This window comes from Kitasatospora sp. NPDC057965, from assembly GCF_042887135.1.
Lineage (GTDB): Bacteria > Actinomycetota > Actinomycetes > Streptomycetales > Streptomycetaceae > Kitasatospora.
The window spans coordinates 179,872-201,032 of the sequence record NZ_JBHVPZ010000017.1; the positions used below are offsets into that span (position 1 = coordinate 179,872).

At 75.9% G+C, this 21,161-nt stretch carries 12 protein-coding genes; all 12 read left to right on the forward strand.

Features of this window, described 5'->3' with window-relative positions; genetic code table 11:
• Window positions 1–246: 246 nt before the first annotated feature.
• The 12 genes from ACFVVU_RS23080 (at window position 247) to ACFVVU_RS23135 (ending at window position 21,157) form a co-directional block, all read left to right on the forward strand.
• Window positions 247–1,506: a helix-turn-helix domain-containing protein gene (locus tag ACFVVU_RS23080; RefSeq protein ID WP_387791913.1), complete on the forward strand. Its 1,260-nt coding sequence runs from the start codon at window positions 247–249 to the stop codon at window positions 1,504–1,506.
• A 146-nt stretch (window positions 1,507–1,652) separates the two neighbouring features.
• On the forward strand, window positions 1,653–2,210 hold the full coding sequence (locus ACFVVU_RS23085) for a cobalamin B12-binding domain-containing protein (protein ID WP_387791914.1): 558 nt from the start codon (window positions 1,653–1,655) through the stop codon (window positions 2,208–2,210).
• Window positions 2,207–3,556, forward strand: coding sequence for a methylaspartate mutase (locus tag ACFVVU_RS23090; RefSeq protein ID WP_387791916.1), 1,350 nt, complete (start codon window positions 2,207–2,209; stop codon window positions 3,554–3,556). The genes ACFVVU_RS23085 and ACFVVU_RS23090 overlap by 4 nt, the downstream gene beginning before the upstream one ends.
• The gene (locus ACFVVU_RS23095; RefSeq protein WP_387791918.1) at window positions 3,553–4,563 is read left to right on the forward strand and encodes an asparagine synthetase A; all 1,011 of its coding nucleotides are present in this window, start codon (window positions 3,553–3,555) and stop codon (window positions 4,561–4,563) included. Before ACFVVU_RS23090 ends, ACFVVU_RS23095 begins: the two co-directional genes overlap by 4 nt.
• Window positions 4,560–5,825, forward strand: coding sequence for a glutamate synthase-related protein (locus ACFVVU_RS23100; protein ID WP_387791920.1), 1,266 nt, complete (start codon window positions 4,560–4,562; stop codon window positions 5,823–5,825). The genes ACFVVU_RS23095 and ACFVVU_RS23100 overlap by 4 nt, the downstream gene beginning before the upstream one ends.
• A gap of 217 nt (window positions 5,826–6,042) precedes the next feature.
• Window positions 6,043–10,776, forward strand: coding sequence for an amino acid adenylation domain-containing protein (locus ACFVVU_RS23105; RefSeq protein WP_387791922.1), 4,734 nt, complete (start codon window positions 6,043–6,045; stop codon window positions 10,774–10,776).
• Between the two features lie 80 nt (window positions 10,777–10,856).
• Window positions 10,857–15,338, forward strand: a complete 4,482-nt coding sequence (locus ACFVVU_RS23110) for an amino acid adenylation domain-containing protein (RefSeq protein WP_387791924.1) — start codon at window positions 10,857–10,859, stop codon at window positions 15,336–15,338.
• 117 nt (window positions 15,339–15,455) lie between these two features.
• Complete coding sequence (locus ACFVVU_RS23115) at window positions 15,456–17,258, forward strand: non-ribosomal peptide synthetase (protein ID WP_387791926.1); 1,803 nt, start codon at window positions 15,456–15,458, stop codon at window positions 17,256–17,258.
• 428 nt (window positions 17,259–17,686) lie between these two features.
• Window positions 17,687–18,448, forward strand: coding sequence for a thioesterase II family protein (locus ACFVVU_RS23120; RefSeq protein WP_387791928.1), 762 nt, complete (start codon window positions 17,687–17,689; stop codon window positions 18,446–18,448).
• Window positions 18,449–18,569: 121 nt separating this feature from the next.
• On the forward strand, window positions 18,570–19,754 hold the full coding sequence (locus tag ACFVVU_RS23125; protein ID WP_380681149.1) for a cytochrome P450: 1,185 nt from the start codon (window positions 18,570–18,572) through the stop codon (window positions 19,752–19,754).
• 183 nt (window positions 19,755–19,937) lie between these two features.
• A complete protein-coding gene (locus tag ACFVVU_RS23130) occupies window positions 19,938–20,150 on the forward strand; it encodes an MbtH family protein (protein WP_355371845.1) in 213 nt (70 codons plus the stop codon).
• Window positions 20,151–20,158: 8 nt separating this feature from the next.
• A complete protein-coding gene (locus ACFVVU_RS23135) occupies window positions 20,159–21,157 on the forward strand; it encodes a TauD/TfdA family dioxygenase (protein ID WP_380681154.1) in 999 nt (332 codons plus the stop codon).
• The last annotated feature ends 4 nt before the right edge of the window (window positions 21,158–21,161 follow it).

The following is a 21,161-nucleotide window of genomic DNA, read 5'->3' on the forward strand; positions in this document are numbered from 1 at the left end:
CCCCGCCCCGTGCCGGCCCCGGATGCGTCGCGCCCCTCGTCGGGAGGGTTCGTGGACGATGCGGAGGTGTCGTGAACCTGCGGTGATCGGCCGTTGATCGGCCGTAGAGCAGGGCCGTGGACCATCTGCGGCAGGGGAACCCCGGGTCGACGGTCACCACCGTTCGGCGCCGCCCTCGGCGCGCCGCACGGCGGACCGAGCCCCTGGTCCCCGGTAGTTGGCCAACCCACGGAAGGCGGACGGAGCATGGACGGCGTTCACACCCTGCACTCGACGGCGGGCTTCGGAGAGCTGCTCAGGATCCGGCGCGAGCGCATCGGCCTGACCCAGCAGGTGCTCGCCGATCACGCGACCCTGAGCGTCCGGGCGATCCGCGACATGGAGAGCGGACGGGTGCAGCGCCCCCGGCAGGAGACGGTCCGGCTGCTGGCCGACGCGCTGCGGCTGGAGGGCCGCAGCCGCACGGTGTTCGAGGCGGCCGCGCGCCGCCAGACGCTCGCCGAGGAGCCGCGCGACGAACCGGCCGCCCCGCCGGTGGCCCGTGCCGCGATCGTCGGCCGGGAGCCGGAGGTCGACGCGCTGACCGACGCCCTCGCCGTGCACGGCGACCGGCTGGTCACGGTGACCGGCCTCGGCGGGGTCGGCAAGACCAGACTGGTGCTGGAGGCGGCCTGCCGGCTGCACCGCACGGCACGCTGGTCGGTGCGCTGGACGGACTGGGCCAGCCGGCCCGGCATGGGCCCCGAACGCCGCGCCGAGCTGGCCCGGGCGATCGGCACCCGCCCCACCCTGCTGGTCCTGGACGGCGCCGACACCGGCGTGGAGCCCGCGCTGCTGGACGAGCTGTTCCAGCGCTGCCCCGGCCTGCGGGTGCTGATCACCGCCCGGGTCGCGCAGCCGCTGCCCGGCGGCCAGGTGATCCCGCTCGCCCCGCTGCCCACCCCGGCGCCGGAACTCGACCACGATCCGCTGGCGCTCGCCGAGGTGGGCGCCGTCCGGCTGCTGCTGTCCCACCTGCGCCGGCTGCGCCCCGGCTACCGGCTGGAGCCCGAGGAGGCACCGGCGGTGGCCGCGCTCTGCCGCCAGCTCGACGGCCTGCCGGGCGCGCTGGAGCTGGCCGCCGGCTGGTCGACGGTGCTCTCCCCGCGCCAGCTGGTGGCCAGGCTGGCCGAGGGGCCGTTCCAGCTGGCGCCTCCCCCGGCCGGGTTCGGCGGGCGCGGCGGGGTCGGCGAGGCCCTGGACGCGGCGCTCGACCGGCTGACGATGGGCCAGCGCGACCTGCTGGCGCGGCTGGCCGCCGAACCGGGGGACTGGTCCGGGGAGGACGCCGTCGAGCTGAGCGGGCGGCCTCCGCAGGAGTCGCTGGCCGCCGTGCACGAGCTGCTGGCGAGTGGGCTGATCCGCAGCGTCCCCGCCCGCGACGGCGTGCGGTTCACCGTGCTGAACCTGTGCCGCCGCCTGTTCGGCGCCGCCGGGGCGTACCCGGTGCTCGCGACGGCGAGCTGACACCCGTCGTCCGGCGCACCCGTCCTTCCGCGCGGCGCCGGGGTGCCGCCGATACTGCCCGCTTCCTGCCGGGTGAGCTGCCGGTCCGCCGGCCGGATCCTCCCTAGCGTTCTGTCCATCACTCACCGACACAGAGGGTTTGCGCCGTGGACCAGTTGGAGCAGCAGCGCGCAGCGGCCGAACCGGCCGGGCTGGAGGTCGTCGTGTCGACCATGGCCTCGGACTCGCACACCTGGAACCTGGTCTTCCTGCAACTGCTGCTGGAGGAGCTCGGCCACCGGGTCACCAACCTGGGGGCGTGCGTACCGGACGAACTGCTGGTCGCCGAGTGCCGCCGGGTCGCGCCGGACCTCATCGTGCTCAGCAGCGTCAACGGGCACGGCCACCACGACGGCCTGCGGGTGATCCGCGCGCTGCGGGCCTGTCCCGAACTGGGCCGCACGCCCACGGTGATCGGCGGCAAGCTGTCCATCGCCGGCCCCGGTGACCCGGAGCGGCAGCGGTCGCTGCTCGCCGCCGGGTTCGACGGGGTCTTCGAGGAGGGGCGGTCGGTCGCCGACTTCCGCGCCTTCGTGGGCTCGCTGCCCGCCGCCGCCCAGCCCGCCGCTGCCCTGCCCGCCGCTGCCCTGCCCGCCGCTGCCCTGCCCATCCCCGCACTGCCGCTGTCCCTGCCCGTGGCGAGCGTCTCCGGGGTGCCGCGGTGAGCGCCCTCGCCGCCGCCGCGCCCGGCGGCTCCCGCCCCGCCAGAGCCGGCTTCGGCGCCTTCGTCGCCCGGGCCGGGGCCGCCGGCGCCCTGGTGGTCCAGCCCCGGATGGGCATGGCCGACCCGCTGCGGATGCGCGACGGCCTGCTCGCCACCCGGGGCGCGGACGCCGTCACCGTCGGCACCATCACCCTGGACAGCTACACCCGCACCGGCGACCTCGCCGCCGCCCGCCGCGCGCTGGCCGACGGGGTCGGGCTGAACGGCTACCCGATCGCCGGCCACCCGGTGGACGTCACCCGGGCGGTGCTGCGCGGGGTCGCCGGCGAGGGCTTCCCGGTGCAGGTCCGGCACGGCTCGGCGCTGCCCGAGCACATCGTCCGCGCGCTGCTCGCGGTCGGCCTGGACGCCACCGAGGGCGGCCCGGTCTCCTACTGCCTGCCCTACAGCCGCACCCCGCTGCGCGAGGCGGTGGAGAGCTGGCGGCGCAGCTGCGAACTGCTCGCCTCGATCCGCGAGTTCGGCGCCGAACCGCACCTGGAGACGTTCGGCGGCTGCCTGATGGGCCAGCTCTGCCCGCCGAGCCTGCTGATCGCGACGAGCCTGCTGGAGGCGCTGTTCTTCCGGCAGCACGGGCTGCGCAGCGTCTCGCTCAGCTACGCCCAGCAGCCCGACCCGCGCCAGGACGAGGAGGCGCTCACCGTGCTCGGCCGCCTCGCCGACGAGCTGCTGCCCGACGTCGACCACCACCTCGTGCTCTACGCCTACATGGGCGTCTTCCCGCGCACGCCCGGCGGAGCCCGGCTGCTGCTGGAGGACGCCGCCCGGCTGGCGGTGCGCACCGGGGCGGCCCGGCTGATCGTGAAGACGACCGCCGAGGCGCACCGGATCCCGACCGTCGCCGAGAACGTCCGGGCGCTGGAGACGGCCGCCGTGGCCGCCAACGCCGAGCCGTCGCGCCCGCCGCTCGCCGTGCCCGACACCGGCATCGAGGCGGAGGCGCGGGCGCTGATCGGCGCCGTGCTGGAGCTGGACGCCGACATCGGCCGGGCCCTGGTCCGCGCCTTCGCGGCCGGCTACCTGGACGTGCCCTACTGCCTGCACCCCGACAACGCCGGCCGGGCCCGCAGCTCGCTCGGCCCGGACGGGCGGCTGCACTGGTCGGACGTCGGCGCGATGCCGATCGCCGGCCTCTCCGGCGGCCCGCGTCCGCCGATCCTCGGCTCCTCCGACCTGCTCGGCGCGCTCTCCCACGTCCAGTGGCGCTACGACAGCCGCGCCACCGAAGCCCCGGAACCCGCCCGAACACCCGCCGCACCACGAGAGTTGGGACTCATCACGCCATGACCACCGACGGGCCCACCCCCGCGACCGCCGCCGCGACGCTCCCGGACCCCGGCCGCCACCTGACCTCTCCGACCACCCGCGCCGCGCTCCGGCTCCAGCACCACCTGCTCTCGGCCGCCCGCGAGTACCTGCGCGGCCGGGGCTTCACCGAACTGCTCCCGCCGATCATCGGCCCGGTCACCGACCCCGGTTCGCGCGGCTCCAAGCAGGTCGACATCGACTTCTACGGCCACCGCTACAAGCTGATGACCAGCGCGATCCTCTACAAGCAGGCCTCGCTGCTGGCCTTCGACAAGATCTTCTGCATCGCGCCGAACGTCCGGCTGGAGCCGCTGGAGACCGCCGGGACCAGCCGCCACCTGGCCGAGTTCCACCAGCTGGACGTCGAGATGGCCGGGGCGAGCCGGGACGACGCCGTCCGGCTGGTGGAGGAGCTGGTGGTGCACATGGTCGGCAGCGCGGTGCGCGAGCTGCCCAAGGAGTTCGCCGAACTCGGCCGCGACACCGACGCGTTCGCCGAGCTGCTGAAGGGCTCCTTCGGCCGGATGCGGCACGCCGAGGCGGTCACCGAGCTGCGGGGCCTGGGCCACCCGCAGAGCCCGGACGCCGAACTCGACTGGGCCGGCGAGGCGCTGCTCTCGGCGCAGCGCGACCGGCCGTTCTTCGTCACCGACTACCCCAAGGGCTCGCGCGGCTTCTACGACCGCGAGAACCCCGAGGACCCGGGCCTGCTGCGGAACTTCGACCTCATCGCGGCCGAGGGCTACGGCGAGCTGTGCAGCGGCAGCCAGCGCACCAACGACTACGCCGAGATCGTCACCCGGATGCGCGAGACGGGGGAGAACCCGCAGAAGTACCGCTGGTACCTGGACCTGGTCCGCGAGGGCGTGCCCGGCAGCGCCGGCTTCGGCATCGGCGTCGAGCGGCTGACCCGCTACGTCGCCGGGCTGGACGCGGTCTGGCAGGCCAGTGCCTTCCCCAAGGTGGCCGGGGTGGTGTCGCCGTGAGCGACCTGAGCGCACCCGGCTTCCCCGAGGAGGAGGTCCGGCAGCGGGCCCGGGCCGGGACGGCGGCGGCCTTCCCGCCGCCCGGCAGCTACGGACAGGTGCTGTTCGGCGCCGAGCGCCCGGCCGGCGGCGCCGGGTCGGCGGACGCGCCGGACGCCCTGGACTCGCTGCGGATCGTGCCGCCGGTGTTCGTGCCGCAGCGGCTGGCCAAGCTGATCGACCTGGGCCGCGAACCCGACTACCGGGACGTCGAACTCACCACTGCCATCGGCGGGTTCACCTCCGCCCTACCGGTCTACGTGTCCGCGACCGGTTCCACCCGGGCGGCCGGAGGGGACCTCGGTCTGGCGCTCAGCCGGCAGGCGGGCGCGCTCGGCCTGCCGATGGTGATCGGCGAGAACGTCGTCCCGGTGAACGGCTACGGCCGGCTCGGCGAGGACGCCGACCGGGCGCTGCTCGGCCGACTGCGCGCCTACGCGGAGCAACTCCCCGACGGCCTGGGCGGGGTGGCCGTCCAGCAGTCCACCGAGGACGCCGACGCCGAGGTGTGGAACCTCCTCTACAGCGACCCGGCGGCCCTGCCGCTGCTCGAATCGGGCCGCCTCGCCTTCGAGTTGAAGGTCGGGCAGGGCGCCAAACCGGGACTCGGCGGGATGACCGTGCTGGACGCCGAGGCCGCCGCCCGGCTCGGCGACCGCTACGGCCTGGACCCGGTCTTCGGCGAGGACGGCCGGGTGCTGCGGGCCAGTACGCCGGGCACCTTCACCGCCGAGATCCTGCGCCAGCAGGTGCGGCTGATGCGCAACAACTTCCCCCGGGCCCGGGTCTGGGTGAAGCTGCACCCCGGCCGGGACGTCGCCGAGGCCGCCCGGGTGGCCGCCGAGGCGGGTGCGGACGCCGTCACCGTGGACGGCGCGGAGGGCGGTACCGGCTGGGCGCCGGGTGCCTTCCCGGCGCAGGTCGGGCTGCCGCTGGCGGAGTGCCTGCGCCGGCTGGCGCTCGCCGGGCCGCCGCCCTGTCTGCTGGTCTCGGGGCGGATGTGGGAGGGCGGCCGGGCGGTCAAGAGCCTGGCGCTGGGCGCCCGGGCGGTGGGCCTGGGCCGGGCGGCCCTGCTGGCCGCCGCCGAGGATCCGCAGGCGGGGCTGATCCGCTTCACCGACTGCCTGGCGCTCGAACTGCGGCTGCTGATCAGCGCGCTCGGGAAGTACTCGCCGGCCGCGGTGGACCGCGCCGACGTGTGGTCCGCGGAATTCCCCGGGTAGTTCCGGGCCGCCCGACAATCGAAGAGAGCGCATTCCCGCAGAGCCCGCCGAGGCGCCCCCGTGCGCCCCAGCGGGCCGCGCGCTTTTCTCCAACTCCTGTGCAGCAAGCGGCAGTTGAAACTGCCGATGGTCTTCCGGAAGTTCTGCCGATCGGCGCCGGAAAGCCGCCCTATCGTCGAGATCACTGCCCGCAGCGTCGTCAATTCATCGGGGTTGGATGATGGAATCTAGCGGTTTCCCCTTCATATCCGTCGCGCGCCGGTTCCCGGACCGGCCGGCCGTACGGCTCGGCGACCGGACCGTCCGCTACCGCGAGCTGGACGCACTGAGCGGCGCCCTCGCCGCCCGGATCGCCCCGGGGCGGACGGTGGCCGTCACCGGCCGCGACCGGCTGGACCACCTGGTCGGCCTGCTCGCCGCCCTGCGCGCCGGGGCCACCTGCCTGCCGCTGGACCGGGAGGCCCCGGAGGAGCGCAACCGCTGGATCCGCGAGGACGCCGGCGCCACCCTCGCCCTGGTCGACGGCGAACTCACCGAGTTCGCACCCTCCGGCGACGCACCCTCCGGCGAGGCCGCGGCCGTGCCCGCCCCCGGCTACCTCATCTACACCTCCGGCACCACCGGCCGCCCCAAGGGCGTGCACGTGCCGCTCGCCGCGCTGACCGGGCACCTGGCGGCGGCCGTCGACCGCTTCGGCCTCACCGCCGACGACACCGTGCTGCACCTCGCCCGCCCCACCGTCGACGTCGCCGTGGAACAGACGCTCACCGCCCTGTCCGCCGGCGCCTGCCTGCTCGTGCCCGAGCAGCAGCTGCTCGGCCCGGACGCCCTGCTGGACCTGCTGGACGCCGAGCGCGTCACCGTGGCCAACCTCGCCGCCGGCTACTTCCAGGAGGTGGTGACGGCGCTGCGCGCCCGGGGCCGCGCCCCGCGGACCCTGCGTCTGATGATCTCCGGCAGCGACCGGCTCTACCCGGACACCGCCGCCGGCTGGTGGGCCGCCACCGGCGTGCCGCTGCTCAACGCCTACGGGCCCACCGAGACCGTGATCACCGCCACCACCCACCGCCTGGCGGGACCCGCGGAGGGGGAGTCGGGCGCGGAGGGGGCGTCGGACGTCGTCCCGATCGGCACCCCGCTCGGCGAGCGCCGCGCCTACGTGCTGGACGACCGGCTCCGCCCGGTCACCGCCCCCGGCGAGGCCGGCGAGCTGTACCTCGGCGGGCCGCTGCTCGCCTCCGGCTACCACGGCCGCCCGGGCCTGACGGCGGGCCGGTTCGTCGCCGACCCGTTCGCGCCCGAGCCGGGCGCCCGGATGTACCGCACCGGCGACGTCGTGCGCCGTGAGGGCCCGGACGCCCCGCTGGAGTTCGTCGGCCGCGCCGACCACCAGCTGAAGATCCGCGGCTTCCGGGTCGAGCCCGGCGAGATCGAGCAGCTGCTCGCCGCCCACCCCGGCGTCGCCGCCGCCGTGGTCGTCGCCCACGAGGGCCGGCTCGCCGGCTACGTCACCGGCGACGCCCCCGACCCCGCCGCGCTCCGCGCCCACCTGGCCGAGCGGCTGCCCGAGCACATGGTCCCCGCCACCGTCACGGTGCTGGACGCCTTCCCGCTGACCGCCGGGGGCAAGATCGACCGCGCCGCCCTGCCCGAACCGCGCTCCACGGCCGCCGCCGCCCCGGCCGGCCGCCCGCTGCGCACCCCCGCCGAGCAGCTGATCGCCGCCGTCTGGGCGGACGTGCTGGGCGTGCCCGAGGTCGGCGCCGACGACAACTTCTTCCACCTGGGCGGTGATTCGCTCACCGCCGTGCGTGTGGTCGGCCGGGTCTTCGACGTCTTCGGCATGATCTCCCCGTACACCATCTTCGACGCCCCGACGCTGGCCGAGTTCGCCGCCGCCGTCACCGCCTCCGCCGGTGGCGAGCGCCCGCCGCTGACCCGGGCCGGGGCCGTCTCGGCGCCGCTGTCCCCGTACCAGCGCGGCCTCTGGTTCCTCGACCAGTGGAACCCGCAGGCGCCGACCTACATCGTGCCCTGGGTGTTCCGCTTCGCCGGCCCGGTCGACCCGGAGCTGCTGCGGCGGGCGCTGGAAGGCGTGGTGGCGCGGCACGAGGCGCTGCGCACCACCTTCGAACTGGCCGACGACGGCCCGCGCCAGCTGGTCCACCCCGCGGTGGAGGTGCCGTTCACGGTGACCGACACGGAGGCCGGGCGCCTCGACGCCCTGGTCGCCGAGGCCGCCCTGGTCCCCTTCGACCTGGAGCACGGACCGCTGCTGCGCGCCCACCTCTACCGCACCGGCGCCACCGCCACCCTGCTGCTGCTCTGCCACCACATCGTCTGGGACGAGGGCTCGCTGCCCGTCCTGGAGGGCGAACTCGCCGCCCTGTACCAGGCACTGGCCGCGGGCCGCCCGGCCGAGCTGCCCGAGCCCGCCGTCCAGTACGCCGACTACAGCGCCTGGCTCTACCGGGACCCGGAGCACGCCGAACGCCAACTCGCCCACTGGCGCGAGCAGCTGGCCGACGCCCCGACCGAGCCTGCGCTGCCCACCGACCACCCCCGGCCCGAAGTGCAGGGATTCCGCGGCGACTTCCACCGCTTCGCGATGCCGCGCCCGGTCGCCGAGGCGGTCCGGGCGCTGGCCCGCAGCGAGGACGCCACCCCGTTCATGGTGCTGCTGGCCGGCCTCGCGCTCACCCTGCACCGGCGCACCGGGCAGCGCGACCTGGTGCTCGGCTCCCCGGTGAGCGTCCGCGGCCGGGCCGAACTCGACGCCCTGGTCGGCTACTTCGTCAACCTGCTGCCGCTGCGGGTGCGGATCGACGAGTCCATGGACTTCCGCGAGCTGGTCCGGCACGTCCGCGAGGTGGCGATCGGCGGCTACCGCCACCAGGAGGCTCCGTTCGACGACATCGCGGCGAGCGTCCTGGAAGGCCGCGAGGACGACCGCGCCGAGAACCGCAACCCGCTCTGCCAGGTGCTGCTGGAGCTGCACCCGCTGGACACCCGCCCACTGACCGTCGGCGGCTTCGAGGTGACCCGCGAGCTGTACTCCAACCCGGTCTCCCGCTTCGACCTGTCGATCTCCGTCGACGACCGGGGCACCGACTTCACCGGCCGCTTCGAGTACGACTCCGACCTGTTCGATCCCGCCACCATGGCCGAGCTGTGCGAGGCCTGGCTGGGCACCCTGGCCACCGCCGTCGAGGCGCCCGTGCACGCCCTGTTCGAGGCCAGGGCCGCCGCCGCCCCGGACGCGCTCGCCCTCGTCTCCGGCGAACAACGGCTCGGCTACGGCGAGCTGAACACCCGGGCCAACCGGCTCGCCCACCACCTGGCCGAGTCCGGGACCGGCCGCGGCGACACCGTCGCCGTGCTGGTCGAGCGCGGACCGGACCTGGTGGTCGCGCTGCTCGCCGCGCTCAAGACCGGCGCCGCCTACACCCTGCTCGACCCGGACTTCCCGGCCGAGCGGCTGGCCGGCGCGGTCGCCGACTGCGGGGCCTCGCTGCTGGTCACCCACCGCCACGCGAGCCCGCCGTTCCCCATCGCCCACCACCTCGACCTGGACGCCGAGGCCGCCGCCGTCGCGGCCCGTCCCGGCCACGACCCGGGCGTCTCCGTCACCGGCGACGACCTCGCCTGCGTGATGTTCACCTCCGGCTCCACCGGCCGCCCCAAGGGCGCCGCCGTGCCGCACCGCGCGCTCACCACCACCTACCTCGGCCAGGACTACGCCCGCTTCGGCCCCGAGGAGGTCTGGCTGCAGTGCTCCCCGGTCTCCTGGGACGCCTTCGCCCTCGAGCTGTACGGCGCGCTCGCCTTCGGCGGCGTCTGCGTGCTGCAGCCCGGCCAGCGGCCCGACCCGCAGGCCATCGCCGAGCTGACCCGGCGCCACGGCGTCACCCAGCTCCAGCTCTCCGCCAGCCTGTTCAACTTCCTGCTGGAGGAGTTCCCGGAGACCTACGACGACCTCAAGGTGGCCTTCACGGCCGGCGAGCGGGCCTCCGTCACCCACGTCGGCAAGGCGCTCGGCCAGTACCCGGACCTGGTGGTCGCCAACGGCTACGGCCCGGTGGAGAGCCTGGGCCTCACCACCTGCCACCGGGCCACCCCGGAGGACGCCGCCGGCGCCGCCATCCCGATCGGCCGCCCGCTGCACGGCAAGGCCGTGCACGTCCTGGACGAGCGGCTGGAGCCCGTCCCCGACGGCACCACCGGCGAGCTCTACGCGGCCGGCGGCGGCCTCGCCCACGGCTACGTCGGCCGGCCCGGGCTGACCGCCCAGCGCTTCGTCGCCTCCCCGTTCGGCGTCCCCGGCGAGCGGCTCTACCGCACCGGCGACCTCGGCCACCGGCGCCCGGACGGGCTGCTGGAGATCACCGGCCGGATCGACGACCAGGTCAAGGTCCGCGGCTTCCGGGTCGAGCCCGGCGAGATCGAGGACGCGCTGACCCGCCACCCCGCCGTCCGGGAGGCCGCCGTCACCGTGTACGAGCCCGCCCCCGGCGACCACCGGCTCGCCGCCTACGTCACGCTCGACCCGGGTGCCGGCGGGGCCGGCCCGGAGGCGCTGCTGGACCACCTGGCCGGGCTGCTGCCCGAGCACATGGTGCCCGCCACCCTCGACGTGCTGGACGCACTTCCGCTCAACCCCAACGGCAAGGTCGACCGCAGGGCCCTGCCGGCCCCCGCCGAGCGCCGGGCCGCCGCTCCGGCCGACCCGCTCACCCCGCGCCAACGGCTGGTCGCCGACGCCGTCCGGGCCGTCCTGGACCTGCCGGAGGACCTCGGGCCGGACGCCAACTTCTTCCGCATCGGCGGCAATTCGCTGGCGGCGGTGCGGGTCGCGATGAAGCTCTCGCAGCAGACCGGGACCCGGGTGCCTCCGCAGGTGGTGTTCCGCGGCCGCACCGTGGGCGCCATCGCCGAACGGCTGGCCTCGTGATGACGGCCCGCCCCGACACCCGCGCCCTGACCGTCCCCGACATCCGCCCCGACACCCGTCCGCCCGGAAGGAGCGAGGCCATGAACCCGCCCACCGCCCCAGGGGCCGCGCCGGCCCGCACCGAACCGGCCCGCAGCGCGCCCGTCTCGGGCCTCCAGCGCGGCCTCTGGTTCCTCGACCGCCTGAACCCGCGGGCCGTCACCTACACCACCCCCTGGACGTACGACGTCACCGGCCCGCTCGACCTCGCCCTGCTCGCCCGGGCCCTGGACGCCGTCACCGCCCGCCAGGAGGTGCTGCGCACCACCTTCGCCCTGCACCCCGACGGGCCGCGCCAGACCGTCCACGACACCCTCGCCGTGCCGCTCGCCGTCTCCGATCTGCGTTCCCTCCCGGAGGCCGAACGGGCCGCCCGTGCCGAGCGGTTGATCGCCGAACGGGCCGCCGAACCGTTCGACCTCGCGACCGGCCCGCTGCTGCGCGCCGAGGCGGTCCGGCTGGCCGACGAGCGCACCACCCTGCTGTTCGTCGTCCACCACATCATCTGGGACGGCTGGTCCGCCGAGCTCTTCGAGCGCGAACTCGCCGAGTCCTGCCGGGCCTTGGCCGAGCGGCGGACCCCGGAGCTGCCGGCCCTCACCACCCGGTACGCCGACTGGGCCGAGGAGGAGCGGCACACCTCCTACGAGGAGCACCTCGCCTACTGGAAGGACCGCCTCGACGGCGCCCCCGCCCTGCTCGACCTGCCCGGTGACCGCCCCCGGCCCGCCCAGCGCGGCGAGCGCGGCGCCACCGAGCACTTCGGCCTCGCCCCCGGCACCGCAGCCCGCGTCCGGGCGCTGGCCGAACAGGAGGGCGCCACCCCGTTCACCGTCCAGCTCGCCGCCTTCGCGCTGCTGCTGAACCGCTGGACCGGCGCCGACGACCTGCTCGTCGGCACCCCGGTCACCACCCGCAACCGCCCCGAACTCGCCGACCTGCTCGGCTACTTCGTCAACCTGCTGCCACTGCGCATCCGGCTCGCGCCGGGCGCGACCTTCCGTACGCTGGTCGCCGACCTCCAGGACGGCGCGTTCGACGCCTTCGGCTACCTCGACGTGCCGTTCGACCAGCTGGTCGACCACCTCGGCATCGCCCGCGCCCCGCAGCACCCGCCGCTGGTCCAGGTGGTGTTCGGCGCCCACGGCGCGGACGACGCCCCGCTCGCCCTCGGCGCCGCCACCGCCCGGCGCACCGTCCGCTCCAACGGCACCAGCAAGTTCGACCTCACCTGGTCCGTCTTCGAACCCACCGAGGAGGGCGGCGGCGAGCTGCGCGGCGAGGCCGAGTACAGCACCGACCTCTTCGACGCGGCCACCGTCCGCCGCCTCGCCGCCGACTACGCGGCCCTGCTGGACGCCGCCCTCGCCGACCCCGACGCCACCGTGCTGCGGCTCACCGCCGCCCCCGCGGCCGGGCAGCGGCCCCGCCCCGCCCGGCCGGAGCCCGGCCACTGCCTGCACCACCTCTTCGAGCGGGCCGTCGACGAGCACGGCGCGCGGCCGGCCGTCGACGACGGCACCGAGAGCCTGGACTACGCCGAACTCGACCGCCGCGCCAACCGGTTGGCCCACGCCCTGCGCGCCCGCGGGGTACGCCCCGGCGACCGGGTCGGCCTGCTGCTGGAACGCACCGTCGCCGTCCCCGTGGCGATCCTCGCCGTCCTCAAGACCGGCGCCGCCTACGTGCCCGTCGACCTCGCCGCCCCCGCCGACCGGGCCGCCCTGGTCTTCGGCGACACCGCCGTCACCGCCGTCCTCACCGACCGCCCCGACCGCGCCCCCGACGGCCCCTGGCAGACCCTCGACCTCACCGCGCGGGCCGCCGAGATCGCCGCCCACCCCGACACCCGCCCGCCCGCCGCCGGCCGACCCGGCGACCTCGCCTACCTGATCTTCACCTCCGGCTCCACCGGCCGCCCCAAGGGCGTCGGCGTCGCCCACGAGCACGTCAGCCGGCTGCTCGACTCCGGCCGCGACCACTTCGGCTTCGGCCCCGACACCACCTGGACGCTCTTCCACAGCTACGCCTTCGACTGGACGGTCTGGGAGCTGTGGGGCGCGCTGCTGCACGGCGCCAGGCTGGTCGTCGTGCCCTACCTGACCAGCCGCTCGCCCGAGGAGTTCGCCGAGCTCCTCGACCGGCGGCGGGTCACCCACCTGTGCCTCACCCCGTCCGCGCTGCGCCAGCTCGAACCGGCCCTGCGCCGCCACCCCCGCGAACTGCCCGCACTGCGCTGGATCATGCTCGGCGGCGAGGCCCTGGACCCCGGCGTCGTCCAGCGCTGGCACGACCTCGACCCGCTGCCGCCCGCCCGGCTCTGCAACCTCTACGGCATCACCGAGACCACCGTCCACGTCACGATCCACGACGTCGCCGAGGGCGGCTCGGGCTTCGAGCGCAGCCTCATCGGCGAGCCCATGCCGCACCTCACCGCCGCCGTCCTGGACGACTGGCTGCGCCCCTGCCCGCCCGGCGTCCCCGGCGAGCTGTACATCGGCGGCGGCAGCCTCGCGCACGGCTACTGGGGCCGCCCCGGCCTCACCGCCGGCCGTTTCGTCGCCGATCCCACCGGCCCGCCCGGCGCCCGCCTCTACCGCACCGGCGACGTCGCCAAGCGGCTGCCGGACGGCGGCCTGGAGTACGTCGGCCGCGCCGACTTCCAGGTCAAGCTGCGCGGCTTCCGGATCGAGCTCGGCGAGATCGAGAACGCCCTCGCCGCCCACCCCGACGTCGACGCCTGCGTGGTGACCGTCCACGACGACCGGCTCGCCGCCTACGTCACCGGCCGCGCCCCCGAGGACCTGCGCGGCTTCCTCGGCCGCTCGCTGCCCGAGTACATGGTCCCGGCGAGCGTCACCGTGCTGGACGCGCTGCCGCTCACCGTCAACGGCAAGGTCGACCGGGCGGCGCTGCCCGCCCCCGGCCGCGCCGCGCCCGAGCGGTCCGGCCGGCACGTCGAACCGCGCACCCCCGAGGAGGAGCTGTTCGCCGCGGTCTGGACGGAGGTGCTCGGGGTGCCCGGGATCGGCGTCCACGACGACTTCTTCCACCTCGGCGGCGACTCCATCCGCGCCGTCCAGCTGGCCGGCGCCCTGCACGACCGCGGCTGGCAGCTCTCGCTGCGCGACGTCTTCAACGCGCCGACCGTCGCCGCCCTGCTGCCGCTCGCCCGGCCCGTCGAGGCCGACCCCGACGCCGACCGGCCGTTCGCCCTGATCGACGAGGACGACCGCGCCGAGCTTCCGCCCGGCATCGTCGACGCCTACCCGATGGTCTCCATGCAGCTGTCGATGGTCTTCCACATGGAGGTCGCCGGCGGCACCGACAGCTACCACAACGTCAACTCCTACCGCTTCGGCGGCGCACTCGACGAGACCGCGCTGCGCCGCTCCGTCAACGAGGCGATGGCCCGGCACGCCGTGCTGCGCACCGGACTCGACCTCTCCGGCTACGGCGAACCGCTCCAGCTGGTGCACGGCACCCTGCCCGCCCCGGTGGAGTTCGCCGACCTGCGCGGGCGCACCGGGCAGGAGCAGGACGCCGAGATCCGGGCCGTCTTCGCGCACCACCGCGACCGGCCGTTCGACCTCACCGCGCCCCCGCTGTTCCGGATCACCGTGCAGCGCCTCGCCGCCGACGCCTTCCAGCTCACCGTCTCCGAGCACCACGCGATCCTCGACGGCTGGAGCTTCACCTCCCTGCTCGCCGAGATCCTCGAACGCCACGCCGCGCTCGCCGCCGACCCGGTCTCCGCGCCCACCCCGCCGCCGCGCACCGCCTTCCGCGACTTCGTGGCCGTCGAACGGGCCGCGGCGGTCGACCGGGACTCGCTCGCCTACTGGCACCAGCGGCTCGACGGCGCCACCGGCCAGCTCTGGCCGGGCAGCGAGGACGTGCACGAGCTGCCGCGCACCGTCGAGCGGGTGCTGCCGGACGCGCCCGGGCAGCTGCGGGCCGTCGCCGACGCGCTGGCCGTCCCGGTCAAGTCCGTCGCGCTCGCCGCCCATCTGCACGCCCTCGCCCACATCACCGGACGGCGCCGGGTCACCACCGGGCTGGCGATGAACGGCCGTCTCGAACGGCTCGGCGGCACCGAGGTGTACGGGCTCTTCCTCAACACCGTCCCGCTGGTCGCCGAACCGGGCGAGGACCTGGCCGAGCTGGTGCGCCACGTGCACCGCGAAGAGCTGGACATGATGCCGCACCGCCGGGTGCCGTTCGCCCGGCTGGCCCGGATGATGGCCGACACCGCGCTCGACAGCCAGTTCGGCTACCTGCGCTTCCACGCCCTCGGCCGGCTCGGCTCGGCCCGGATCGAGGACGGCCGGATCGGCACCGAACCGACCTACCGGCACGAGCCCAACAGCTTCACCTTCGGCGCCTCGCTGATCCAGGACCCGGTCACCCAACGGGTGCTGCTCGCCGTGGACCACCAGCGGGCGCTGGTCGACGACGCCACGGCGGAGGAGTTCATGGACGCCTACGCGGCGGCCCTGGCCGCCCTGGCCGCCGGGATCTGACGGGGCGGCGCCGGGCCCGATCGCGGGCAGCCTTCCGGGCCCGGCCGCGCCTCCCACCCCCGACTTCGAGCACCGCCGTTCCCCTTCGTTCCGTCCTTCACCGAGGAGTACCCCGCCATGACCACGTTCGCGGAGCCGGCCACCGTCGCCCCGTCCACCGTCTCCACCGCTCCCGCCGACCTGCTGAGCCGGCTGCGCGCCGCCGTCGCCGCCCACCCCGGGCGTCCCGCCGTGCACGCCGCCGACGGCAGCCTCGACTTCGCCGGCCTGGACCGCCGCACCGCCGCCCTGGCCGCCGCCCTGCGCGCCGCCGGCGTCCGGCGCGGCGACCGGGTCGGCGTTCACCTCGCCCGCACCCTCGACCTGCCGGTCGCGCTGCTCGCCGTCTGGCGGGCCGGTGCCGCGTACGTCCCGCTGGACCCGGCCTACCCGGCCGAGCGGATCGCCTTCATGGCCGCCGACGCCCGGCTCACCGCCGTGGTCAGCGCCGACCCGGCGCCGCCGGTCCCGGCCGGGGCGGCGGTGCTGCGCCCGGACGCCGAGGCACCCGCCGTCGCGCTGGACGCCCCGCAGCCGCTGGACCCCGCCTACGTCATCTACACCTCCGGCTCCACCGGCCGCCCCAAGGGCGTCGAGGTGCCGCACGGCGCCGTCGCCGACCTCGCCGACGGCCTGGAGGGGATCGGCGCCTACCGGCCCGGGCCGTCCGTCGTCGCCTGGAACGCCAGCGTCTCCTTCGACGCCTCCGTCCAGCAGTGGATCCGGATCTGCCGGGGCGACACCCTGGTCGTCGTCGACGACGCCCGGCGCGCCGACCCCGCCCGGCTGGCCGCGCTGCTCGCCGAGCACGCCGTCACCGACCTCGATCTGACCCCGTCCCACTGGCAGCTGCTGCGCGAGCCGCTGCTCGGCGGCCACGTGGCCGTTCCGCGCCTGTTCATGGGCGGCGAGCCCGTCCCCGAGCGCACCTGGCGCGAGCTGGCCGACGGCGGCATCGAGGCGTTCAACCTGTACGGGCCCACCGAGTGCACCGTCGACGCGATCGCCGCCCGGATCGCCGGCCCCGGCCCGCACCTGGGCGAGCCGCTGCCCGGCGTCCGGGTGCACCTGCTGGACGAGCGGCTGCTGCCGGTCACCGAGCCCGGCGCGGTCGGTGAGCTGTACCTCGGCGGGCCCGGCCTGGCGCACGGCTACGCCGGGCGGCCGGGGCTGACCGCCGGACGCTTCGTCGCGGACCCGTCCGGCGCGGGCGCCCGGATGTACCGCACCGGCGACCAGGCCCGCCGCTCCGCCGAGGGGCTGCTGGAGTACGTCGGCCGGGTGGACCGGCAGGTCAAGCTGCGTGGCTTCCGGATCGAGCTCGGCGAGGTCGAGCACGCGGTGGCGGCGCTGGACGGCGTCACCGCCGCCGCCGTCACCGTGCACGAGCCCGCGCCCGGGGACACCCGCCTCGCCGCCTACGTCACCGGCCCGTCGGCCGACCCCGCCGCCCTGCTCACCGCCCTGCGCGCGACCCTGCCGGCGCACCTGGTGCCGGGCACCCTGACCGTGCTGAACGCGCTGCCGCTCACCCCGAACGGCAAGGTCGACCACCGCGCCCTGCCCGCGCCCGCCGCCGAGCCGGTGGTGGAGAGCACCGGCGGGGGAGTGGCGGAGCAGGTCGCCGAGGTGTGGCGCACGGTGCTCGGCGTCCCCGAGGTGCTGCCGACCGACGACTTCCTCACCCTCGGCGGCCACTCGCTCGCCGCGCTGCGCGTCGTCCACCTGCTGCGCCGCAAGCTCAACGTCGAACTCCAGCTGCGCCACCTGCTGGACGCCGCCGACCTGGCCGCCTTCACCGCCGCCGTCCAGCAGGCCACCACCGCCGCCCCGACCCCCGCCCGCCCCACCCTCACCGCCCGCCGCCCGGCCGTCCGATGAGCACCGGCCCGGCCTCCCGCCCGACGACGCCCCGCCCGACGACGCCCCGCCCGGCCGTCGCCCCGCCCGACCACCGGCCGCTCGCGGGGGCCGCCCCGGTGCCGGCCCATACCGGCTCCACTCCGGCCGCCCCGGCGGCGCGTCCCTCCGCCGCGGTACGGCCACCGATCACCGCCAGGCCGCGCTCGGCCGTCGGCGCGGACCCGGGCCCGCCCGACGGTGGGCCGCTGACGGCAGCGGCCTCGGTGCGGGGCCCGGTCGGCTCTGTGCCGGCCGCGGCGCCGGCCCCGGTCGCCTCCGTCGCGGTCCCGGCCGGGGGCGGCGGGGTTCCGGATCCGCCCGTCGCGGCCAGACCGCCGATCACGCCCCGGCCGCGGCCGGCCGCCGGTGCCGTACCGTACCGGCCGGCCCCGGCACGTGGCCGGGCCGTGCCCGCCACGCGGCCCCGTACCGAGGGGGACTGGTTCCTCCTCCCCGCACCCCAACCCACCACCCCTGTAAGGCTGTTCTGCTTTCCGCACGCCGGCGGGGACGCCACCGCCTTCACCCCGCTGGCCCGGGCCCTCGCACCCGCCGCCGAGGTCTGGGCGCTGCGCCCGCCGGCGCGCGGTGGCCGGAGCCGCGATCCGATGCCCGCCGACTTCGCCGCCCTGGTCGAGGCCGTCGCCGGGGCCCTCGACCCGCACCTCGGGCCCGGTCGCCGGGCGGCCTTCTACGGGCAGAGCTTCGGCGCCCTGCTCGCCTACGAGGTGGCCCGGGCGCTGCCCGCCGACCGCCGTCCCGAGCTGGTGGTGGTGGCCGGGGCGCCCAGCCCGGCCGAGTGGACCGAACGCGAGTCCAAGGACCTCGACGCCGCCGAACTCCTGCGCCTGACCGGCCTGGAGGAGCTGGTCCGGGCCGATCCGGAGCTGGTCGAGCTCGCCCTCGGCGGCATCCGCACCGACCTCGCGGTCAGCGCCACCTACCGGTACCGGCCGCACGCACCGATCGGCTCCGCGCTGTACGCGCTGGCCGGCGCGGACGATCCGATGCTCGCCACCACCGGCCTCACCGGCTGGGCCGCCCACACCGGGGGCGCCTTCGGCCACCGGGTCATGCCCGGCGGGCACCTGCTCGCCACCGTCGACCGCCCCGGCCCGGTCGATCTCCTGGCCTCCCTCCTGGCCGCCGGGCCGAGGCCGTCGTGGTGACCACCGCCTGCGCGGGTCCCCTCCCGATCTCCCGCCCGATCCCCCTCCCCAGTTCCCGCCCCACGTCCCTCCCGAACGGCCGCCGCCCGGCCGACCCCACCACCACCGAGGAGCAGCCGTCATGGTGACCACCACTTCCGTCGACCTCACCGACCCCGCGCTCTGGGCCCGCCCCGACACCCCGGAGCTGGTCGCCGAGCTGCGCGCCACGGCGCCCGTGCACCGCACCGACACCGTCGACGACGGGCCGATCTGGTCGGTGATGACCTACCGGGAGTCGGCCGAGGTGCTGCGCAACGCGGCCGTGTTCAGTTCGGAGTCCGGCTCGCTGCTCGGCGCGGGCGTCGGCAACGTCCCGGTCGGCTCGGGCCGGATGATGGCCCTGACCGACCCGCCCCGGCACCGTGAACTGCGGGCCCCCGCGAACCCGTTCTTCTCCAAGGGCGGGGTGCGCGGCGCCTCCCGCTCGATCGCCGACCGGGCCGCCGAGCTCTTCGACCGGGCCGTCGAGCAGGGCGAGGCGGACCTCGTCGACGTGGTCTCCGCGCTGCCGCTGGCCGTCATGTGCGACCTGCTGGACGTCCCCGAGAAGGACCGCGACATGATGGTCCGGGTCTGCGACGTAGCGTTCCTCGGCGCCACCCCGGAGGAACGCCGGGCCGGGCACCAGCAGTTGATCCCCTACCTGATGCACCAGGTGATGCTGCGCCGCAGCGACCCGCGCGACGACCTCATCTCGATGATGGCCACCTACAAGGTGAAGGGCCGGCTGCTGCCGGTCGAGGACGTCGTGCTCAACCTGGACAACATCGTGGTCGGCGGTGTCCAGACGGTCCGCCACACCGCCGCGATGGGGCTGCACACCCTGGTCAACCGCCCCGATCTGTGGCGGCGGTTGCAGCGCGGCGAGGTGTCCATGGACTCCGCCGTCGACGAGCTGCTGCGCTGGACCTCGGTCGGGCTGCACACGCTGCGCACCGCCACCCGGGACATCGAGCTGGCCGGGCGGCAGATCCGCCGCGGCGACCGGGTCGCGGTCTGGGTGTGGTCGGCCAACCGCGACCCGGAGGCCTTCGAGGCGCCCGAGGAGATCCGGCTGGACCGCTCGCCCAACAAGCACCTGGCGCTGGGCCTGGGCGCCCACTACTGCATCGGCGCGCCGCTGGCGAAGACCGAGTTGAGCGCGCTGTTCACGGCGGCGCTGGAGAAGGCGTCGGCGATCGAGCCGGCCGGTCCGGCGGAGTACAACCGCTCGATCATCAACTTCGGCCTGGACCGTTTCCCGGTCCGGCTCACCCCGCGCTGAGGTCCCTGCCGCAGCCCCGGCAGACACCACCACGTTCGACCCCCTGCATCGAGGCCCGCGCAGGAGGACGGCAGTCCCGTAACTGCCGCTCTCCTGCCGGGCCTCGTGCCGCTTCCGGGCCCGCCGCGCCCCTACCTTCGAATCACCGCACCACGACCACCACACCTCACCGAGGAGACCACCGTGAGCAACCCGTTCGAGGACGACAACGCCGGCTACCTCGTCCTGGTCAACGACGAGAACCAGCACTCGCTCTGGCCGGTCTGGATCGACGTGCCGGCCGGCTGGACCACCGTCCACGGCGAGGCCCCCCGCCAGGAGTGCCTGGACTGGATCGAGGCCAACTGGACCGACATCCGCCCGGCCTCGCTGGTCGCAAGCCTCGACGGCCGGTGACCGCCGCCATGGTCACCTGGGAGCTGAACCCCGGCCGTCCGGCCCTCGCCCACCTGCCGGCCGTCGCCGACCTCGCCGAGGGCACCGCCTGGCTGCGCGCGCACGAGGCCGAGCTGACCGCCGCGCTGCACGAGCACGGCACGATCTTCCTGCGCGGCCTGCCGGTCGCCGCCACCGAGGACGTCGCCGCCGTGCGCGACGTGCTGATCCCCGAGCCCACCCCGTACCGCGAGAAGGCCACCCCGCGCAGCGACTTCGGCAACGGCGTCTTCTCGTCCACCGACCTGCCGCCCGCGCTGCCGATCCGGATGCACAACGAGAACAGCTACACGCTGACCTTCCCCGGCCGGCTGCTGTTCGCCTGCCTGATCGCCCCGGAGACGGGCGGCGCCACCCCGACGGCGGACGTCCGCAAGGTCCTCGCCGCCCTGCCGCCGCACCTGGCCGAGCGCGGCCGGACCTCCGGCTGGACGCTGGACCGCAGCTACTCGGACTACGTCTCGCTCGGCTGGCGGACCGCCTTCGCCACCGAGGACCGCGCCGAGGTCGAGCGCTACTGCCGGGAGAACGGCATCTCCTGGGAGTGGACGGCCGACGGCAACCTGCGCACCAGCCAGCTGCGCCCGGCCACCATCCACCACCCGCACACCGGGGAGGAGGCCTGGTTCAACCACCTGGCCTTCTGGAGCGAGTGGTCGCTGGACCCGGACATCCGGGAGGCCATGGTCGAGGAGTTCGGCCCGGACGGCCTGCCGTTCAACACCGGTTTCGGGGACGGCGAGCCGCTCACCCGCGAGGACGTCGACGCGCTGAACGCCGCCTACGAGGCCGCGACCGTGCGCGAGACCTGGCAGGTCGGCGACGTGATGCTGGTCGACAACGTGCTCTGCGCGCACGGCCGCGACCCGTACCGCGGCGACCGGAAGATCGCCGTCGCGATGGGCCGCCCGGTCGACGTCCTCGACTGCCGCCCCTCGGTCCTGCCGACCACCGCCGTCGCCGCGTGACGGC